Genomic DNA, 17,430 nt, shown 5'->3' on the forward strand with positions numbered 1-17,430 from the left:
TACTCATCATAATCAATACAATGAGTAAAACCAATAAGCAGATCAAATTTATCAGCTATAGAATTCACTCAATCTTTTCAACAACTAACTCATAACCATTTTCTTGTTCTTTTAAGATCGAATAAACACCGTTTTCATGCAATTTTATTTTTACAGTATTATCTATTTGGGGAAATTGCTTTAAATACATTGGCAGATATTGATAATCAGTCTGAAAAGCAATATATCGTACATATTTCGGTGCATTTACAATAACATTAGACATGAATTTATCATGCCCTAATGCAAGCAGACTTATTATAATGATAAAACCAACTATATGAAATATTGAGAAGTTCTCAAAAAAAGCCTGCTTCTTAAACATAAATCGAAAAGTAAAAATGATCCATGCTGCTAGGTAAATTATCAATCCAAATCCTACAACACTGACCAATAGGGCAGGAAAATAACAAACAAAAGTAAAGAAGGTCGTCGTGAAGTTAAAATCTGAAGCAGGCAAGCCAAGCCCCACATTGACAATCTTACTTGCGTATACAGCGGCTAACCATAGTACCCACAAATGAAAAATAAACCATGAAAATTTAATACATTTTAATATTTTCTCTTTACCTTGTATTTGTACAAGGAATTTTTTGACAAAATTAAACATCCAAATCATAAAACCGATTGCGAATAGAACTATTGAGACATATACCCCCCCCAAAGAAACACTAGAGCCTAGAATTTTTATAGAACTAATAGCCAGCAAAAAAATAATGAGGGCAACTATATAAATTTTTATTGAATTGTTTTGTTGTCTAAAACTAAACCAAATTTTCTGAATCATTTTTATCACCTTGTTAAAATGATTAAAATACAAACAATAATATAAAAAGGAAACCACTAATGATTTCCTATTTCAAATCAATTCACCGCCCTCACACTTCCCTGTAATCCCTGCTGAATATGCTGCACAAACCCATCACCCTGATTGAGCTTAGGATTAACTTTAGATTTTGACTCAGGTTGTGATTGTTCAAACTCAGTAACTTCATCCGTATAAAACTCCTCAACCAAATCTAGGCCCTCTTCAGAATTCACCTCAAATCTTGCATTACTAAAACACTGTCGTGCCACCTGATCTAAAGCATTTTGATTAAATCCAGATGCTTTGCTTTGTTGATCAATCTCTTTTGCCATTTGAATAGCATGTTGAAGATTGATACCATCTTTGAGCGTTAAGTCGACGTAATACACAGGTGTGCGATAGCTTTGTATGGTGGACTTGCCTCGAAGTGTAAGTTGTAAAGGAAGGCATGACAGCAAACCATTTGATGCTGCATGGTAATAACTCAGTCGTGCTGCCAAGGTTCGAATACTATTAAAGCCAGTCGTTCTAAAAATGAATGTTCCAAGTTCATCCGACTCATCTAAGTTGACATGTAATCTACCAAAGGGTTTACAGTTGCCACCTTGTGCTAATGGACATAGGTCAGGAGATGGGCATGAATGTTGTTCTACGCCTTGGTTGGTTTGTCTTTGGCATGTCTCGCCATTGCCAATACAAACAGGTCGTCCAGTTTGCCGATCAAACAAAGTATATTCTGCTCTAAGGTTGAGTTCAGGATCATTAAAGATCATCCTTACTGGAATTGTTCTGAGTTTTTGATTTTGATTCGGTGCTTTGGCTCGAAGTTGTTCATCAAGTGGATGTTTAATCCAGCCATCCTTACCTTGGATTTGACTGGTAATGGTAAATTGATCATCTTTTTCAGGGACACGCTTACCATTCTTTTCAACAATCTTGCCAATACTGATACGTCCTAACACTGGTGGTGTGATTGCTAAACCTTTGATCATGTTAATTTCCTTCTAGTAAAATTGAAGTTAAAAAATCCCATGCCAAATAGCATAGGATCATTGAAACAATAAAAAATCTATATTTTAGGTAATTTAATATCTATATATAGTTGTTAAATTAATAACAAACACAATATATTGTGTTTTTATTAATTTTCATGATAATTTATTAATTGTCATGAAAACGAAGGAGATGACATATGGCTGGTAAAAATCAACATGTAGTTAAACGTGATAATGGTTGGGCTGTCCGTGGTGAAAAAAATTCCAAGGACACTTCTCACCATCGCACTCAACAAGAAGCATTCGATGCTGCTCGTGAAATTGCACAAAACCAAAAAAGTGAAGTTCTCATTCACGGTAGAAATGGACAAATCCGTGAGCGTAACTCTTATGGTAATGATCCTTTTCCGCCAGAAGGTTAAGAGCTTAACAAGATGCAAAATTTCACCAAAGGAAAGATAGCTATAAGAAATTTATAGCTATCTAAACAAAATTCATAAATCTGTATAAATTTGAAATCTGCGTGAGCCTTGTTTGTTTTGAGGGAATTGATTGAGATATTCAGGGTACTGTTTGAGTAATGCCTTACTGTCTAAGCTGATTGAGTCTTTCGACTTCTTCCAAGTCACTGAACCTATTTTAAAGGTGGCTCGTTCAGCCTGTTGCATCTTGGCTTGTAGTTGGTGTTTGAGTAAATCGAATGTCTCTTGACCAGTTTCAATTTGATGGCGTGCTTGAATCAATTGTTCAAATTGTTGATTGGCTTGTTCATCTTCAGATAAGTCAGTGGTTGTCAGTGGCACATGTTCAGGATAAAGCTGTTGTAAGGCTTTAGCTGCTGATTCAGATGCATCAGCATCAGGTGGCGTATCTTTTTCCACACATTCCCAGAAGTGTCGTTCTGCATGGATGATGTGTTGGATCACTGATTCTGAACGAGTCACTTTAAAGATTCGGGTTTCATGCCCACAGATCAGCACACAGATATGCGCTGCTTTCTTACCTGTCACTGCCAATTGATGTTGTACTTGGCATAAAACGTACAGAGGCACACCATCTCGCCATAGCTTGGCACCGTGTTCCCCTGCGGTTTTACATTCGAGAATTTGTACATCTGCATCACCCACTACCGAGTAATCCAAGTTGGCTAACATAAAGTGTTTATCAGCTTCAGGGTGTTGAAGTACCGCATTGACTCGACGTACTTTGTAGTTGGTATGCATGCTGTAATATTCAGCCACCAACGGCTCTAGGCGTTTACCCCAATAGAGTGGAGCATGCCCTTCACTTTCATCCTCAATGTTCTGTTGGATGCGCCCTGTTTTAATCATCCACAACTCCAACATCGACATATAGGGATTGAGTCCACAGGCTGCGGCACAGTCACTACTACCGATGCCTTGTTTGCGTAACTTCAGCCATTCTGTCTGAGTGAGTTTTTTGGTATCCGTCAAGCGTTTGGGACGTAATGTACCAACTCGACTGTGTTTTAACCCTTGTTGCGTTTTGGGACGTTGATGCTGTCGTGATCGGAGTGGAACGGGTTTTGTTTGAGGGCGTTGTGGTAAGGGAAATGGGATTGAAATATTCGGTGGAGTTGGTGTAGTCGGTGGATTATTTGTAGCATGGTTGTGAATGCTGTTGTTTGTATTCATGGGATATTCCTAAATTGATAGACAGTGGAAAGGTGTTGATCAGTTCTTTTTAAGATTAAATTTTGGGCATAAAAAAACCACATCCGAAGATGTGGTGTTAAAAGAGAAACGACAAACAATTTAAGAATAAATCCGCTTCGAGTTTCTGCTATTTTAATGCCATTGTAAAGATAGTCTTTAATTATTTATTCATTATTCAGATGAAATGAATAAATAATTAAAAGATCATCCTTAAAGCTTGTTCTAATCCGCGTTGTTTTAGTGCAGCGCCTGAACCAAACCAAGTTGAATCCAGTCGATGGTCTTGGCTCATGGCACGACGTTCGTGATCTGAATATTCAGTGATCGAACAAAGTAAACCATAAGCGGTATCTTTAGCTAAGGATAGCTCTGCCCCTCGTCCATGCCCATTAAACATGGTCATGACTTTAGACATCGCTCGTCCATTCGGTTCGGTTTTATGGGTATCTGCGCTATTGGCAACTTGTCGGTAGTATTGAATAAAACGTTCATCCTGTTCTGCGACACTGAGGCTGGTGTTATTAAACACGGCATCGAAATAGGCTGCTGCTTCTTGTTGAGTCACTTTGCGTTGGCTGAGTTGTTTCATTTGATACATGTGTTCATCCCATGCCCGTACCGAAATCCCCAATTGTTGTTTGATCTTGTCTGCATCAAACTTGGTACTATGCGGTACTTTGACCACACCTCGACTTGCGTCCTGTCCTTTCAATGCAATCGCTAAGGTGTTATTACACACCACACGTATGGAAGTAAATTGTGCTGTGGTGGCGAGCGTACCATCACACGCCGTGGCTAAGAGAATATAGCCATTGCTGACATCTTTACCTTTGAGTGCAGTCGTTTGTCCTGTTTTTGCCAAAGCCCAGAATTTCTTTCCACCTTTGAGTACTCCTGCGGTTTCCAGTTCAAAGCCTGATTGCTCAGTGAGATCACGATAGAATTCAAGAATCTGTTTAGGCTGAACTTCTTGATAGCGTTGGCTGACTACTGATAAAGGTGCATGAGTATCAGAGCGATAGAGCACACGTTGCTCATCATGCGGAAGAATCAGACTTTGTCCTTTATAGTTTTCTGCCATATAGCTGACATTAGAGCTCTCGATGTGCCAGTCCATACCTGCTTGTTTTGCCCAGACTTCAATCGGTTGATTTGGGCTAAGTTGATTTCCGAGTCCATGCCAAGGGGTTTGACCCACATAAGCCATTTGTTCAAGTTGATGTGCCATAAAGTTTTTCCTTCTGATTGAGTGAAGAATGAATTGAATCAATTCAATGTGAATATTTCAGATTGAGATATTGTTTAGATTGATTCAGCGTGTTGAATGTCGAAGTGTTCCTGACATTGCTCGCACTGGTAATGTAGGGTGATCAGATTGTCTTGCTGTTGGATATAGAGTAAAAACATCCCGCCTGCGACTAAACCAATCAGGCCACCGAGCAAGGGATTGATCTTAAACTTCTTAGAAAGTTGCATTCCGACCGTCGCCAAAGACATTGGCGAACAGGTTGAAAACGTTAAATGAGTCTTGGGTTGTGATTGTTGACTTCGCCGTAGTAATTGCACATGGGGTGAATGGCAATAGGGGCATTGCTGCATCGTGTGGCTCCTTAATTTATGAAGGAATAGACATAAAAAAAACCACGAGCATCGGCTCGTGGTTTTTAGGTTTGATTCGATTTAAATTTGAATGCGTACAGCTTATCGATTGACTTTAGGGATAGCCAAACCCGTTGTACTTTTACATGGTCGGATACTTTGAATGTATTGCCCATCCCCAGTATCTTTAAAGAAACCATATTGAGATTGGATTTCTAAGCATTGCCCTTTTTTATAGGATTTGATTTGTTTGGCAACTGTTGCTGTAAGTGCATAACGATTAAGAATCACTTCACCTTTGGTGGTTGGAAAAATCACGGCTTCCTCACCAAATCCCAGATCTTTTTTTAAGGTAATTTGCTCTGTCTTTGCCATGACTGCTGTTGTTAAAAATAAGCTGATTAAACCACAACTGATGATTTTGATATTTTTCATGGTGATATTCCTGTTTTAATGGTTTAGAAATGATTGAAAATTCAATTTCTAAGAAGAAATAAATTTTTAAAAACAAGGTTTGTAGCCTTCGTTTAAAACTTGATTGTTGCTTTGGTTCCAACTCACCACATACCATGTACATTGGTAACGATCTGAGTCCCATGCTGTACGATAGGTAATGCTGTTGCCCTGTTGACTCCAACCTTCCACTCGCTTAGCAACTTGATCTACGCTAGATCGTCCCCAAACCTCCATGAGATGTGACGCTAACATTTGATCAATACTCGGAACGGTTGTCTTGAGATCAGTGGGTGCTGTTTTGATCGGCTTTAAACCATACTTTGCAGCATTCGAACTTAATGTTTTTCCTTCATGGTATTCAGAATCCACTTGCATGGTTAAATGTTCAGTTGCTGATTTTTGTGAGGCTTTGGCTTCTTCAACCACAGCTAAAGCACCTGCAATCTCATCAGCGCTCACTGCGACATGGGTCGTTTGTGTTGTGGCATCTTCATTTAAATCTTGATCGGCTGGTTCAGATGCAGATTGAGTGATATCAGCAGTTTGATTTTTAGGGGCTTGGGTTTGTTCTACAGTCAACTGCGCTAACTGTAGATCTGCTTTACGTTGTAGATGTTGGTTAAACAGATAAGTCCCTAAGATCATCAGCGTAATGGCAATAATTAAAATAATAAGACTCGAATTTTTGAGTTTCTGCATGAGACTTTCCCTATTGATGTGGCCATAAGCCTTGTTCTTTGAATGCTTTGATTTGAGGATCAATACTCACTTCCCCTGTTCTGCAATCCGTTGTTTCACCCGTTTTTTGGTTAAACGTCACTGACATATTCGGGTTGTCACATAAGTTTTTATATTTGCTTACCGTGGGTGCTGGTTGTGATGCCTTGGCTGGTGCACGATATCCTATTCGCCGAACATCTATGGAGTTGGTTGTGCCGAATACTCTTAAGATTCCTCCACCTTCCCAAGTAGCTGTATAGGCAAGATTTTGTTGACATCCATTCATCATTGCAGCTTGCACCTCATGAACACCATAAAGACGTGTAGCCGAGCGATAGGTACAAATCGTGTCATAGCCTCGACCTTGTTGGGCATTCACCAAATGTGCCATCGTTTCAGCTGAGCCTAATCCATAAGAAGGTGCGGCATAACTCAAGGAATGAATCCCCAGAGCAAATACTGCTGTAAAAATCAATTTATTCATCATTTTTATCCATTCATTTTTATCTGCTTGCTTGAGATATTTGTTTGATACGACTAAGAAAATAGCCATTCCAAAAAGGTAAATGGCCAGACAAATGCTCTGCCCAAGAGATAGGCTTTGGAATAACCCGCAGGAAAGCTCCAGATCAATTTGAGCCAGTAGCCGAACATGATTAGTAGATAGGTAATCAATAGATTTCTCATGTTTAGATGCTCCTAATCCAATTCAGACATACAGGCTAAACCTGCTTGCTGGACTTGCTGTTCCCAATCTTCTGGAAATTGAATCGGGGTCTTAATTTGCTTAAGTCGGTCTTCTCCGTAGTGTTTCTCTACCTCGTTATAGCTACATGAACAGAAGCTACGATTGCCACCAAAGTTACGGCAGCCATCCTTAAATTCTGATTCAAATGCACTACTACAGGCCGTCAGCAAAACACCAGCTGACAATGAAAAAATCAGTTTTAATTTCATTCAATCCTCTCGTAAATACTTATGTTTTTAATGCCCACGCTTAGAGCGTTATGGCTTCACTGAGGTAATGTGTATGTGAATTTTCTTTATTTGAGATCGGATTTAAATCAATCATTTTTTTTAATAAAACGCAGACATGACTTATTCTGGGCAATACCCAAATTCATGATTTATATTGATCTTGTTCAAATTTTTAGAAAAAAATCAATGTAAGAGAGCTATGTGCTGTAATCAAGCACAAGCAAAGATCGAGAAGATAAAAGGAAATTTATAATTGAAATAGTACGCATGGCGGACTCCTTGTGTGTATTAAAGAGTTCTACCAAATTACTGTCAAATAATGGTGGCAGAACGAGAAAGGGTTGACAGACTGACACACAAGAATCAGCACGCACAAGGCGTCCCTCCCTCGCCCTACCGCAACGGAGGAGGAACGAACGAGTTCGCCACCAAAAAAATGAATTTTTTGATGTACTTGTGTGTAAACGGTCTGTCAAAACCGACTGGCAAATGTAGACCAGCAAGCCAAGGATAATCTGCAAAATTTAAGGTGTCAATGATCTATCGAATGAGTAGTAAAGAGATTGTTATTGATTTTAATCAGATTAGGTATTCAAACAAACAATTAAGTAAATTTAAGAATGATTCGAGTTAATGTTAAAGTGTCTTCGTTATCCACTCACTGTATTGACAAGAAAATTCTAATACACATGATTAGTTTACTCTTAAAGATAGACAGACAAGAAAACAGTCTCTAACACAATATTGATAAAGCCCCCCAACTTTTAGTGGGTTTCTATAATTCCCTATGCACTAGCCAATCTTTTTTCTTCAGCTTCTAAATTTTGCTTTAGAATTGGTGAGTTTTTAACAGTTTCAGATAAGTTAAACATTCTCTTTTTTGCTCGATCCAATAAAGTAGAGTAAAGTATTGGGGTAATAGTCACTTTTCCATCCCATTCTTTACGTGCATGACCTTCCCCCTTCTCAATTTGGTCCCCAAGAATAAAACCATGCACTCTGGTAGTTTGACTAATCAAACCTTTTTGCTCTAACTCTTTAACATACTTCCATATCTGATCTTTTTCAGTACTACCCAAATTAATACCAGTAGTTTTCAAGTCGACAATAATGACTTGTTCTAAACCAATTTGTTCATAATTTTCATTATCATCCTCATACCTTGGACGACTGAAAGCATGTGGGACAATAACATAATCTGGTCTATTTCTTGAAGCTTTTACTTTTTTAGATGCTAATTCTCTCATGACAGAAGTAATATTCTGATTTGAGGTAAATTCAATGGACTCAAAACTTGCACCAAACATCCATAAAGCATTATTAAATAATGGCTGTAACTCTTGAACCTCTTTAATTCCCTTAACGTTTATTCTAGATTCAAATTCAACAATCGTGCGTAACCTACCTTCTACCTCATCCAAAATTGCTTTAGCCATATTTACTCCCCAATTTATCAAGATCGCATGTAACTGATCAAGATCACTTGAAGGTATGGTAGCTAACTTTCTAATAAGATCAAACTTATTTGAACTCTGTTCAAGATTAATCAAAATAGTAGTTATATCAGATAAAATATTTTCTTCTATTCTAGGTAATTTTTTCACAGTATCTTCTACAAATTTTGTAACCTTATGCCTTGATAGATATCCTAGGTTACGAGTTTGAGTATCAACTTCATGGAGAATATGGTCAACTTTTTCTTGAGACTGTATAGAAAACACCTTATCGATTAATAAAGAAATTTCTTTGATCATTAAATCCTCAAACTCATTCCAGAATTCTGAGTATTCATTAAAACCACCCCAGTCTTCATTAATAAGTCCTAGTTCTTGTAGGTGGTCTGCTATTACAACTATATTGACTCTTTTTGCTGTTGTAGTTCTTAAGTCAAATCCTGTCTGAGTTTTTAAAAAATCCCAATCAATATTACCAACCAATCTACCTGTTACCCACCAAGCTATACCTCTTTTATTTGCAGATACATCGGTATGACTAGTATCAATATATTTTATAGTAATATCTTTACCCTTGAACTCAACGATACTTTCAAATAATGAATTTGAAGGTATATTATTAAATCCCACTTTTTGACCATTCACAAATATATTGAAAGAAGGTCTATTGGTAAATCTTGCCCCTAGCTCAGACTTTATATCTTCTACTGAGTATTTTAAATTCCAATGATTTGTTATTGAAGCCGTGATCTTTAAACCATATATAGATTTCAATGATGATTCTTGAACATTTACAGGCTCAAATATAAAAGGTTCTGTTGAACCATAACGATCACCTTGGTTTAACGCAACCATATAAGAGAAAGGCACCTCTCCTCTTTTAAATGATTCTACAGTGTAAGTACTTCCTAGACAAAATCCAGAAAATCTTCCTTTACCATTTTTCCCAAAAATACTTCTTTTATCTATTATTTGATTATCCTTATTTAGAATTTCAACTGTGGCATTTGGATTAGAAGCAAATCGATTGTAATTGAGAGTCCCCCAAATAGAAGTAAACTCTTGAGCACTTAATCCAAATCCATCATCTTCGATCATAAATTTTGGATTAGCCATTTCACTAGATGCAGGCCAAGTTATATAGACATTCTGAGCACCAGCATCATGTGAATTTGCCACTAACTCAGTTAAAGCATGAATTGTATCACTACACATTTTACCCATATAGTTATACATAAATCGTACATCAAATTTTGGTTTTGGCAAAAATGTTAATTGTTCTGTACTCATCAAATCTATTCCTCTTCTAATTTTCAGTGATTTATCAATAATCATTATTCATAGAATTTATCACGATGCTGGTATTACAATTTTTTAATAATAATTTCTCCTATTTCATTTACTGTTTACTAAAGTGAAAACTCAGAGAAGTTATTAACTTTCAATAATCCCTAATTCAATATATCTCATATTTAGTTAGTAAAGATGTACACTTTCATATTTTATAACTTTTTTATTCACCTTACCAAAATTATAAAAGTAATTTAGGAATTCAACATGTAAACTAAAGAGTAATGGCATTAAATCCAATACTCTCAAGAATTCAATATTAAAGTTCATCTCAGCATCAAATTCTCGTTAGCCTTTGGGAAACCTTTAATTGTATCCACTCATGGATTTCTTGTGCAATCCATCCTACCCGATTCGTTGATAAAATGATCTGCTTAGGAAATGTGGCATCATGGTGTTTAGATTTTGGATCAAGTATCGAGTATATCGTTGCTCTACTTAACCCAGTTATTAAAGTTACTTGTTTGATGTTTAAAATTTGGTTGATCTGAAATGTTTGAGTATTAAACGCATTCATCTGATTGGTTCCTATTCGATATGAAGGCGTGCTTTCTGCACATAGCATGTGCAACCCAATAAAAAAATAATGATGCAATTAAAAGAGATAAACATCCCTACTCCCATTTGATGGGAGTAGGGAAATTATTTACTCTAAGATTATTTTACTTGAAGAATGCCGCCTTCTTACCATTAAAGGTCTTAAAACCACATGGATAAACACATAACTTCTCCATTTGTTTACTCGTGATTGTCACCGCACTTGGTAAATGATCAAGATTTTCAAGTGGATCATTTGGCTCTACCCAATGAAATATCTCATCGGTATTAACATCATTAATTATGAATTCACTTGTTTCACGGTTTTCTAGCTGGAATTTATTTAAGAGAATCCCCATACGACTTGTCTCCTCAGACCATAGCTGAGCAATCCATAGTTCATAATTGATATGCTCAGAACCAAAAGTATTATGAATCGTAATATAGAAACGGATCATATATCTGTTGAGTTTAGTATTTCGAACAACATCATAGAAAGTGAATATAACCTGAGTGTTATACCAAAGCTGTTGTTTAAGCCTTTTTTCAAATGAATGATACGTTTTTGTAAGTTCACTAATGTCGAAAACTAACTCTGAACCCTCCAGATAACTTAGGTAGAACTTATGATCTATTGCCCCTACACTCAATTCACTTGTCGCGCAATAAGCTTCTCGAATAGAGTCAATACGCTTCTGATATCGTTCATTCTGTTGGTTCATATGCTCATGAAAGCCTGTGGTCTGAAAGAGGTTTTGTAGTATTCTCAAAATATTTTGAATCAACCATTTTTCATTATGAGATTTTGATGGTTGAAAAAATACATCTGAAAGCTTTGCTTCTACCAACGTATGCAAATAAGCCTTGTGAAAGCAATTTAACCAAAAACTAAACTCATAATTCCTTAAACGTAATTGAAGCAAGAAGTTCCAGTCATTGATATAAACCAAAAATATACTTTGCCATCTATGCTGTATCTGCTTTAAATAATCATCATACTTAACTCCTTCAGCAGATTTACTGAAGCGAACTTCTCGATAAAACTCATTTATGTCATTTTCTAGACGAGGAGCTGTCGTGAGATCTGGTGATTGGTAAGTCATTTGAATCGTCCTATAAAGAAATTAAATTCATAGGACGTGTAACCTGATATTTTTTTATTGTTCCAATAACAGCACTAGTTATGAAACCATTCAATATCCTCCTGATTCCCGATTATATCTGGCAAAAGGTCTACTAAACGCGATTCAAACTTTAATTGATACTGGCGACCATGGGGTTTATAAATCCCCTTAAAAAAACTTCTACGATTAACTGGTTTTACTAACAGCATTTGTCCATACTTTTCTGGTTCAACAAGATACTTAGCCACTTTTAAAGCGTTCCTTACTTGCAATGAATGTTCCCGCTTAATCATCCCTACTCCCAGAACTCCTTTAGCTTGATACCCCTCTTTAATTTCCATTGTATTTGAATGTCTCCCATACCCTGCATTATCAGTAATGGATTCCCACTTATTAGTCACATTATTTGCAAGAACAAAATCCTGATTTCGCTCAGATCCGTTATAGATCAACAGTAGATGTCCATGATAGCCTTTTGTTACACCTTGCTCTAGAGCAAGCCCGTATCCCAATAGATGCTTAAAGCAGCCATTTTTATCTTTCATAAATCTGATGAGAGAAATAATATGTGCATAGAAATCCTTAATGCTAATAGCTGGCATAGAGGTTTTCAAATACCCTAGATCAATGCGAACAAGCAAGACCTGATAATGATCATAGATAATGGTTTTTACTTGTTCTAGAAATGCTTTCTGATTTTCTCTCTCCTGATCTCGAAACTGTCGTATCTCCTCAAGAATAGCAAAACGATACTTCAAAATAGTTTGGCGAATCTCCTTAATCTGATTAGAGGAAAGTTGATCCAGATAATCCATGAAAATTCTTGCATCTCGTGCATCATCTACCAATTTAACCACATTCTGAAATACTTGAATCGAGGCACTGTACTGAACCCCATCTTGATCAAATGCCTTAAAGGCTGGAATCAAATGCTCCAAAAAGGTAACAAGTTCTCGATCACTGATATCAAAGTTTAAACTGAGCTCGATAAAGTGATTAATTGCAGATAAGACTGCTGCTTGATGCGATAGATCAAATGACAACACGAAGAATTTCCTTAGATATGAATATGACATATCTAAGGTATAATCAGTAATTTATGATTGATTGAGAGTATTACTATCTTATGAATAGAGATGTGACATTCTCTGTTGCTTAAGCCTACTGAGAAATAGAGTGAAGATAAATTTGATACTTGGTATTGATATGACATTAGTTACTCATACTACATTTACAATTAGCACTAACTTACTAATTGTATTAATATTAGCAATCTAATAATAATATTTACCGACTTCATCACAATACAAAAATTAAAGACTAGCCATAGCTTGCAAGTTATTCTCCTCTCGCAATCCTGCAAGATTGATATTAATTAGATTTACGATACTTAAGGGGGAAATCTATTTTCTATTTATTTAACTACACCGCTACTATACTGAATTTGTCATTAGCGAAAGAACTTAAAATACCATACTGCTCTAACTCCTCATCCGAGGGCGTAATTTGTTGAGAGAGTATGGATATGGATTTAGCTTCATTAATTTGCAAAGATTGTTCAATCTGGACTTTAACTTTTCCATGAAAAAACCGATCTTCTTTCAATTCAATATCAGGAACAAAGATACAACTGTATCGGGTTTGCTCCATACTTCGAGGTAAGATTCTAAATGGGGGTTTCATCGTGAGGACTCTATATTTTTTATTCGTAATCCTTTCTTGCTCCTCAAATCCTATGGAAAGCTTGAAATAAAGGTAGATCTGATTAAAAGCGATTAAGTCCAGCATTGACATCAATACCCTATCAAAGGAAGCTTGTCTGATCTCTTTCAACTGACGCTCTAATAAGTACTTATTATAACTCTCTTCGTTAAACGTCACATCGAATTGAGTATCAGTAATCACTTCACGATAATATTTTTTACCAGCAAATAATGCCATCAGCCCTTGATGTTCAAGCCTTACTGAAGCCCCTTGCAATAACTGCTTATAAACTGAACCTTCATTACAATAGAGCTCACAACAATGCTGCTCAAGATAGCATTGTAGTAAAACATCCCCCTGATTATAGCTGTAAACTATTTTTTTAAGTTCTTGAGCACCTAAATGATCAAATCTAATCAATTTGAGATAGTCTGCATCCTGCTCACTTAACTCTTTAACTGCTCCAGAAAGAAGGTCATATTCTTCTTGTTGGTATTGAACAAAGGAATCCCTATTTACTCGCTCAGATTTGAATAAATAGCTAATTGGATCACAAAGAAAATTCTGGTTTTCTACATCTGAATTTTCTTTTTTTATTTTTCTAGAAATTCTATGTTTAACATAAGCTAATCGCTTCACTTCAAACTGATGCTTTTCTGGATATTCGATTATATAAAATCGACCATAAATAGCAGCCTCACCCCAAAGAGTATGAGATAGGTTCAAACTAAAAATTGGATCTTCTAATGAGATGAAAGCATTACGAATGCTTCCTTCAGCTCGACTACGTATGAATCGTGAATACATGAGTCTGTACAAATATTTATATATCGACTGTTTTTTTAAGCCTGTCGATTTATATATTTCAACATTCCCACAGCCCATCACAATACCAAATTGATTGCTATAAGTTAGTAACGTTAACAGCAATAATGCAGATTTAAAATCAAGTTTACTTTCTTGTTTTAGTTCACTGGTCGAAATTGTCTGAATAACGTCAAACAACCTTTCAATCATGGGATATAAAGCTAAACGTTGCTTTAATCTGCCGATTGCCCTTTTATGATACTCAGTATTTTTAGTTCCATTAGACAACATGCCTCCCAAAAAGTGCTCATGATTGATTCGTATATGCCTTACTCTTGCACGCTTACCCTGCTCGGGATAACTCACAGTAATTAAATTCGACTGTTGAAGCTCCTCTAATACCCTCCTTAGCTTTTTATGTTGCACACCTATTTTGTTAGCCAATTCCTGCAAAGGCATAGAACAGACATGAGTTCCAAATGCAAGAATGAAACGTAATAGAACCCAATGACCATAGGGAGACAAGTCACCGACCTTGAGCTGATTTAATCTCAAAATATATAAAGCATATAAAGTTAAATCGGTTCTTTCCATTTCACTTCTTACTTAAACGTACTCTGGAAAAATACTACCACGATTTTATGATAGGCACGTTTTAATACTTAAAATAACAATATAAGTTAATTAATATTTATTTAATAAAAATTTAATGTTAATTTAATTTCTATGTTAAATGAAAACATTAGTTAAAAATGGCAAATAAAGTTATGAGTCTTCAGGCTTGGTTGATCAAAGAAGAGGGATTAAAAAAACAATTTTTAGAACAAGAGTTGGCACTTGGAAATCTGATAAAAAAATATGAACCGAATGAAAGAAATCTAAATTTTTTAATCAGTGATACTCCACACCTCAAGTCTCATTTTGATCATCAAGCTTTCATTAAGAATTTTTTAGCATTGAATTATGTTCCAGTAAGTCTTTCAGATGAAGTATTTAATAAACTAAAAATCAAATTCCGAATTTTCAAATTTAACTTAAAAAATAAAAATGAAAACAGAGTTAAAAAGCAACTTTTCATTGATCAAAAAACAATGAGTAGACTTGAGCAAATTATTAAAGATAACGAGTTAAATACAATACAAAATGGGCTTAACTTTCTAATGGATGGTTTAAGTTTAAAAATGAGAGAAACAAAAGAATTAAATCACCAAAATACGATAAAGATGCAATTTCAAAATGAACAACTAAATTTGCTTAAACAACAAAATAATCAGTACAAAAAACGAAATAAGGCTCTAGTCATTCAGCACAATAAAAAATTAGAAAATTTGAGTAGTTCTTTTTCTGACTATGTCACTAAAGATTTTCAACTGCGTCTGAATCAAAGTCTAGAAAACATATTGGATCAACAGGTCTATACAGAAGTCCTTGAAAGTAGAGTTATCTCATCTCTATTAGACAAATTATCTGAAGAAATTAAAACAAGAATAGAGGAAGCAGCTTCAATGATAGAAGTTCAAGACTTAAACCCAGAAAGTTAATTAAAAAATAGAAAATTAGATGTGAATACTAGTACAAATTAGACCAGCGTCTAAATCTATCTGATCCATTTTAATTCTGCTCAATTCAATCCAATTTTTTATGAGGGGTAAGTTGAGGGGTAAAACCACAGATGAAAAATAAGCCCTTGTAATCACAAGGGCTTATTTAGATATTTGGCGGAAGCGGTGAGATTCGAACTCATGGAGAACTCATACCTCTAAAGACTCCAAGTAATCAGCCCATTTTTGTAACCATGTTGCACACTCATTTTCATAAGTGTGTAAATTATACGTCCCCTCTATTCCTTTTTTAGAATGCCCCAATATAGCTTCAGCAATATCCGTCGGACATCCTAACCTAGATAAATTAGTTCTCAATGTTCTTCTTAAATCATGAGGATTCCAATCCTCGATTTCTTCTGGCCATAATTGATGTAGTTGTAAATTATGATTAGTAGCTCTACCTTTTTCTTTTAACACCCACTTTGTTTCAGTCAAAGTTTTTTGGGCAATCGGTTTACCTGTGCGAAATGATGGAAATAAATATAGACTATTCAAACGTGGAAGAGCTTTTAAGTACTCTACACATTGTTGCGATAATTGAACAAAACGCTCACTGCCATTTTTTGTTCCTTTTAAGTGCCAAGTCGCGTTCTCTAAATTAATATCTTTCCACTCAGCTGAACAAATTTCACCTGTTCGCGCACCTGTCCAAAGCGCTACTTTTAATATACTCTTATGATGTTTAGAAAACCCTGATTCTGGTAACCACGCAAGCATTTTTTTCAATTCAGAATCAGAAAGTACTCTTGTGCGTTTATTAGAGGTAAGCTTTATTCTTGTTTGTTTCAAACTGGATTTAGCAAGTAAAGCAGGGTTAGCAAAACTTTCAGAAAAATAATCTAAACCTATTGCATAATCATAGGCAATGATTAACTCCGATAGCACACGCCCTGCTTGTACCTGAGCTCCACGATCAACAATCTTCTTAATAAATTCTACAATATCTTTTCTAACTACACTTTCAGCTTGTCTATGTCCTAAAACTGCAACTACATCAGTATATAGAGTTCGTCTTGCTTCAAGTTGCCCTTTTAAATTTCGTGCGCCTTGTATATTTTTCTTAACTCCAGATCGTGGATCAATAATTACTTTATCTTCAATCACTTCAGTTAAATAGAGATCAACTACATCTTTTACGGTTACTATTTTATTAGTTTCAGAGAGGGTTTCTTTTTTATTTTTGATTACCAGTTTTTCTGCTTTCTTTTCAGTTACTGGACAAACTCCTTGTGATCTTAATAACTTCAAACGCTGTAACTCTATACGCGCTTCAGCTAAAGACATATTAGGGTAATTCCCCAAAGTAATTTTCTTCAATGAATTATCTATAGGACTCCGATAACGATAAATGAAACTTTTCAATCCAGTTTTGCCACAAACCACTCTCAAACCAGAATATTCACCAATATCGCTCTTTACGGCATCCCCTGTCTTCATTTTATCAATAGCACGAGCCGATAATGCCACTTTCTTTTTGTTGTTTATTTCCTCGCTCATAGGAGTATTCCTTTTTGTTAATTGGCTTCAATTTGTTAAAATGCCGAAAGTGAGAAATCAATTAGATTTCTCACACACTGTT

18 protein-coding genes are annotated in these 17,430 nt (G+C 35.8%); 2 read left to right on the forward strand and 16 right to left on the reverse strand.

Features of this window, described 5'->3' with window-relative positions:
• Positions 1–64: 64 nt before the first annotated feature.
• Complete coding sequence (locus tag OSH00_RS10180) at positions 65–826, reverse strand: hypothetical protein (protein ID WP_266130336.1); 762 nt, start codon at positions 824–826, stop codon at positions 65–67.
• Between the two features lie 77 nt (positions 827–903).
• Positions 904–1,839: a recombination directionality factor gene (locus tag OSH00_RS10185; protein ID WP_266130337.1), complete on the reverse strand. Its 936-nt coding sequence runs from the start codon at positions 1,837–1,839 to the stop codon at positions 904–906.
• A gap of 200 nt (positions 1,840–2,039) precedes the next feature.
• Here OSH00_RS10185 and OSH00_RS10190 point away from each other — a divergent pair, with 200 nt between their 5' ends.
• Entirely contained in the window at positions 2,040–2,264 is a 225-nt protein-coding gene (locus tag OSH00_RS10190) for a DUF2188 domain-containing protein (protein WP_019383841.1), read from the forward strand.
• Positions 2,265–2,336: 72 nt separating this feature from the next.
• Here OSH00_RS10190 and OSH00_RS10195 read toward each other — a convergent pair whose 3' ends face one another.
• The 13 genes from OSH00_RS10195 to OSH00_RS10255 all read right to left on the reverse strand — a co-directional run bounded on the left by OSH00_RS10195 (position 2,337) and on the right by OSH00_RS10255 (position 14,841).
• Positions 2,337–3,497, reverse strand: a complete 1,161-nt coding sequence (locus OSH00_RS10195; RefSeq protein ID WP_266130338.1) for a YqaJ viral recombinase family nuclease — start codon at positions 3,495–3,497, stop codon at positions 2,337–2,339.
• A 217-nt stretch (positions 3,498–3,714) separates the two neighbouring features.
• Positions 3,715–4,746, reverse strand: coding sequence for a DUF932 domain-containing protein (locus OSH00_RS10200; protein WP_266130339.1), 1,032 nt, complete (start codon positions 4,744–4,746; stop codon positions 3,715–3,717).
• A 74-nt stretch (positions 4,747–4,820) separates the two neighbouring features.
• Positions 4,821–5,117, reverse strand: coding sequence for a hypothetical protein (locus tag OSH00_RS10205; protein ID WP_266130340.1), 297 nt, complete (start codon positions 5,115–5,117; stop codon positions 4,821–4,823).
• A gap of 102 nt (positions 5,118–5,219) precedes the next feature.
• A complete protein-coding gene (locus OSH00_RS10210; RefSeq protein ID WP_266130341.1) occupies positions 5,220–5,552 on the reverse strand; it encodes a hypothetical protein in 333 nt (110 codons plus the stop codon).
• Positions 5,553–5,618: 66 nt separating this feature from the next.
• Complete coding sequence (locus tag OSH00_RS10215; RefSeq protein ID WP_266130342.1) at positions 5,619–6,272, reverse strand: hypothetical protein; 654 nt, start codon at positions 6,270–6,272, stop codon at positions 5,619–5,621.
• A 10-nt stretch (positions 6,273–6,282) separates the two neighbouring features.
• Positions 6,283–6,780 (reverse strand): hypothetical protein, encoded by a 498-nt coding sequence (locus OSH00_RS10220; protein WP_338150158.1) that lies wholly within the window; start codon positions 6,778–6,780, stop codon positions 6,283–6,285.
• A gap of 50 nt (positions 6,781–6,830) precedes the next feature.
• Positions 6,831–6,980, reverse strand: coding sequence for a hypothetical protein (locus OSH00_RS10225; RefSeq protein ID WP_266130344.1), 150 nt, complete (start codon positions 6,978–6,980; stop codon positions 6,831–6,833).
• Between the two features lie 12 nt (positions 6,981–6,992).
• The gene (locus OSH00_RS10230) at positions 6,993–7,250 is read right to left on the reverse strand and encodes a hypothetical protein (protein WP_266130345.1); all 258 of its coding nucleotides are present in this window, start codon (positions 7,248–7,250) and stop codon (positions 6,993–6,995) included.
• Between the two features lie 806 nt (positions 7,251–8,056).
• Positions 8,057–10,015 carry an ATP-binding protein gene (locus OSH00_RS10235; RefSeq protein ID WP_266130346.1) on the reverse strand — a complete coding sequence of 653 codons (1,959 nt, stop codon included), beginning with the start codon at positions 10,013–10,015 and terminating at the stop codon, positions 8,057–8,059.
• Between the two features lie 337 nt (positions 10,016–10,352).
• Positions 10,353–10,592 (reverse strand): AlpA family phage regulatory protein, encoded by a 240-nt coding sequence (locus tag OSH00_RS10240; protein WP_266130347.1) that lies wholly within the window; start codon positions 10,590–10,592, stop codon positions 10,353–10,355.
• Positions 10,593–10,737: 145 nt separating this feature from the next.
• Complete coding sequence (locus OSH00_RS10245) at positions 10,738–11,715, reverse strand: hypothetical protein (RefSeq protein ID WP_266130348.1); 978 nt, start codon at positions 11,713–11,715, stop codon at positions 10,738–10,740.
• 74 nt (positions 11,716–11,789) lie between these two features.
• A complete protein-coding gene (locus OSH00_RS10250) occupies positions 11,790–12,782 on the reverse strand; it encodes a YagK/YfjJ domain-containing protein (protein ID WP_266130349.1) in 993 nt (330 codons plus the stop codon).
• Positions 12,783–13,158: 376 nt separating this feature from the next.
• Positions 13,159–14,841 carry a hypothetical protein gene (locus tag OSH00_RS10255; RefSeq protein WP_266130350.1) on the reverse strand — a complete coding sequence of 561 codons (1,683 nt, stop codon included), beginning with the start codon at positions 14,839–14,841 and terminating at the stop codon, positions 13,159–13,161.
• 158 nt (positions 14,842–14,999) lie between these two features.
• Here OSH00_RS10255 and OSH00_RS10260 point away from each other — a divergent pair, with 158 nt between their 5' ends.
• Complete coding sequence (locus tag OSH00_RS10260) at positions 15,000–15,788, forward strand: hypothetical protein (protein ID WP_266130351.1); 789 nt, start codon at positions 15,000–15,002, stop codon at positions 15,786–15,788.
• A 210-nt stretch (positions 15,789–15,998) separates the two neighbouring features.
• On the opposite strand, the gene OSH00_RS10265 is transcribed toward OSH00_RS10260, so the two are convergent.
• Positions 15,999–17,348 carry a tyrosine-type recombinase/integrase gene (locus OSH00_RS10265; RefSeq protein WP_266130352.1) on the reverse strand — a complete coding sequence of 450 codons (1,350 nt, stop codon included), beginning with the start codon at positions 17,346–17,348 and terminating at the stop codon, positions 15,999–16,001.
• Between the last annotated feature and the right edge of the window lie 82 nt (positions 17,349–17,430).

The sequence above is a fragment of the Acinetobacter nematophilus genome (assembly GCF_026344175.1).
Classification (GTDB): domain Bacteria; phylum Pseudomonadota; class Gammaproteobacteria; order Pseudomonadales; family Moraxellaceae; genus Acinetobacter; species Acinetobacter nematophilus.

Bases quoted from the DNA above. Each gene is read 5' to 3' on its own strand.
- OSH00_RS10180 (WP_266130336.1), bottom strand. From the start codon at position 826: ATGATTCAGAAAATTTGGTTTAGTTTTAGACAACAAAACAATTCAATA.
- OSH00_RS10185 (WP_266130337.1), bottom strand. From the start codon at position 1,839: ATGATCAAAGGTTTAGCAATCACACCACCAGTGTTAGGACGTATCAGT.
- OSH00_RS10190 (WP_019383841.1), top strand. From the start codon at position 2,040: ATGGCTGGTAAAAATCAACATGTAGTTAAACGTGATAATGGTTGGGCT.
- OSH00_RS10195 (WP_266130338.1), bottom strand. From the start codon at position 3,497: ATGAATACAAACAACAGCATTCACAACCATGCTACAAATAATCCACCG.
- OSH00_RS10200 (WP_266130339.1), bottom strand. From the start codon at position 4,746: ATGGCACATCAACTTGAACAAATGGCTTATGTGGGTCAAACCCCTTGG.
- OSH00_RS10205 (WP_266130340.1), bottom strand. From the start codon at position 5,117: ATGCAGCAATGCCCCTATTGCCATTCACCCCATGTGCAATTACTACGG.
- OSH00_RS10210 (WP_266130341.1), bottom strand. From the start codon at position 5,552: ATGAAAAATATCAAAATCATCAGTTGTGGTTTAATCAGCTTATTTTTA.
- OSH00_RS10215 (WP_266130342.1), bottom strand. From the start codon at position 6,272: ATGCAGAAACTCAAAAATTCGAGTCTTATTATTTTAATTATTGCCATT.
- OSH00_RS10220 (WP_338150158.1), bottom strand. From the start codon at position 6,780: ATGATGAATAAATTGATTTTTACAGCAGTATTTGCTCTGGGGATTCAT.
- OSH00_RS10225 (WP_266130344.1), bottom strand. From the start codon at position 6,980: ATGAGAAATCTATTGATTACCTATCTACTAATCATGTTCGGCTACTGG.
- OSH00_RS10230 (WP_266130345.1), bottom strand. From the start codon at position 7,250: ATGAAATTAAAACTGATTTTTTCATTGTCAGCTGGTGTTTTGCTGACG.
- OSH00_RS10235 (WP_266130346.1), bottom strand. From the start codon at position 10,015: ATGAGTACAGAACAATTAACATTTTTGCCAAAACCAAAATTTGATGTA.
- OSH00_RS10240 (WP_266130347.1), bottom strand. From the start codon at position 10,592: ATGAATGCGTTTAATACTCAAACATTTCAGATCAACCAAATTTTAAAC.
- OSH00_RS10245 (WP_266130348.1), bottom strand. From the start codon at position 11,715: ATGACTTACCAATCACCAGATCTCACGACAGCTCCTCGTCTAGAAAAT.
- OSH00_RS10255 (WP_266130350.1), bottom strand. From the start codon at position 14,841: ATGGAAAGAACCGATTTAACTTTATATGCTTTATATATTTTGAGATTA.
- OSH00_RS10260 (WP_266130351.1), top strand. From the start codon at position 15,000: ATGGCAAATAAAGTTATGAGTCTTCAGGCTTGGTTGATCAAAGAAGAG.
- OSH00_RS10265 (WP_266130352.1), bottom strand. From the start codon at position 17,348: ATGAGCGAGGAAATAAACAACAAAAAGAAAGTGGCATTATCGGCTCGT.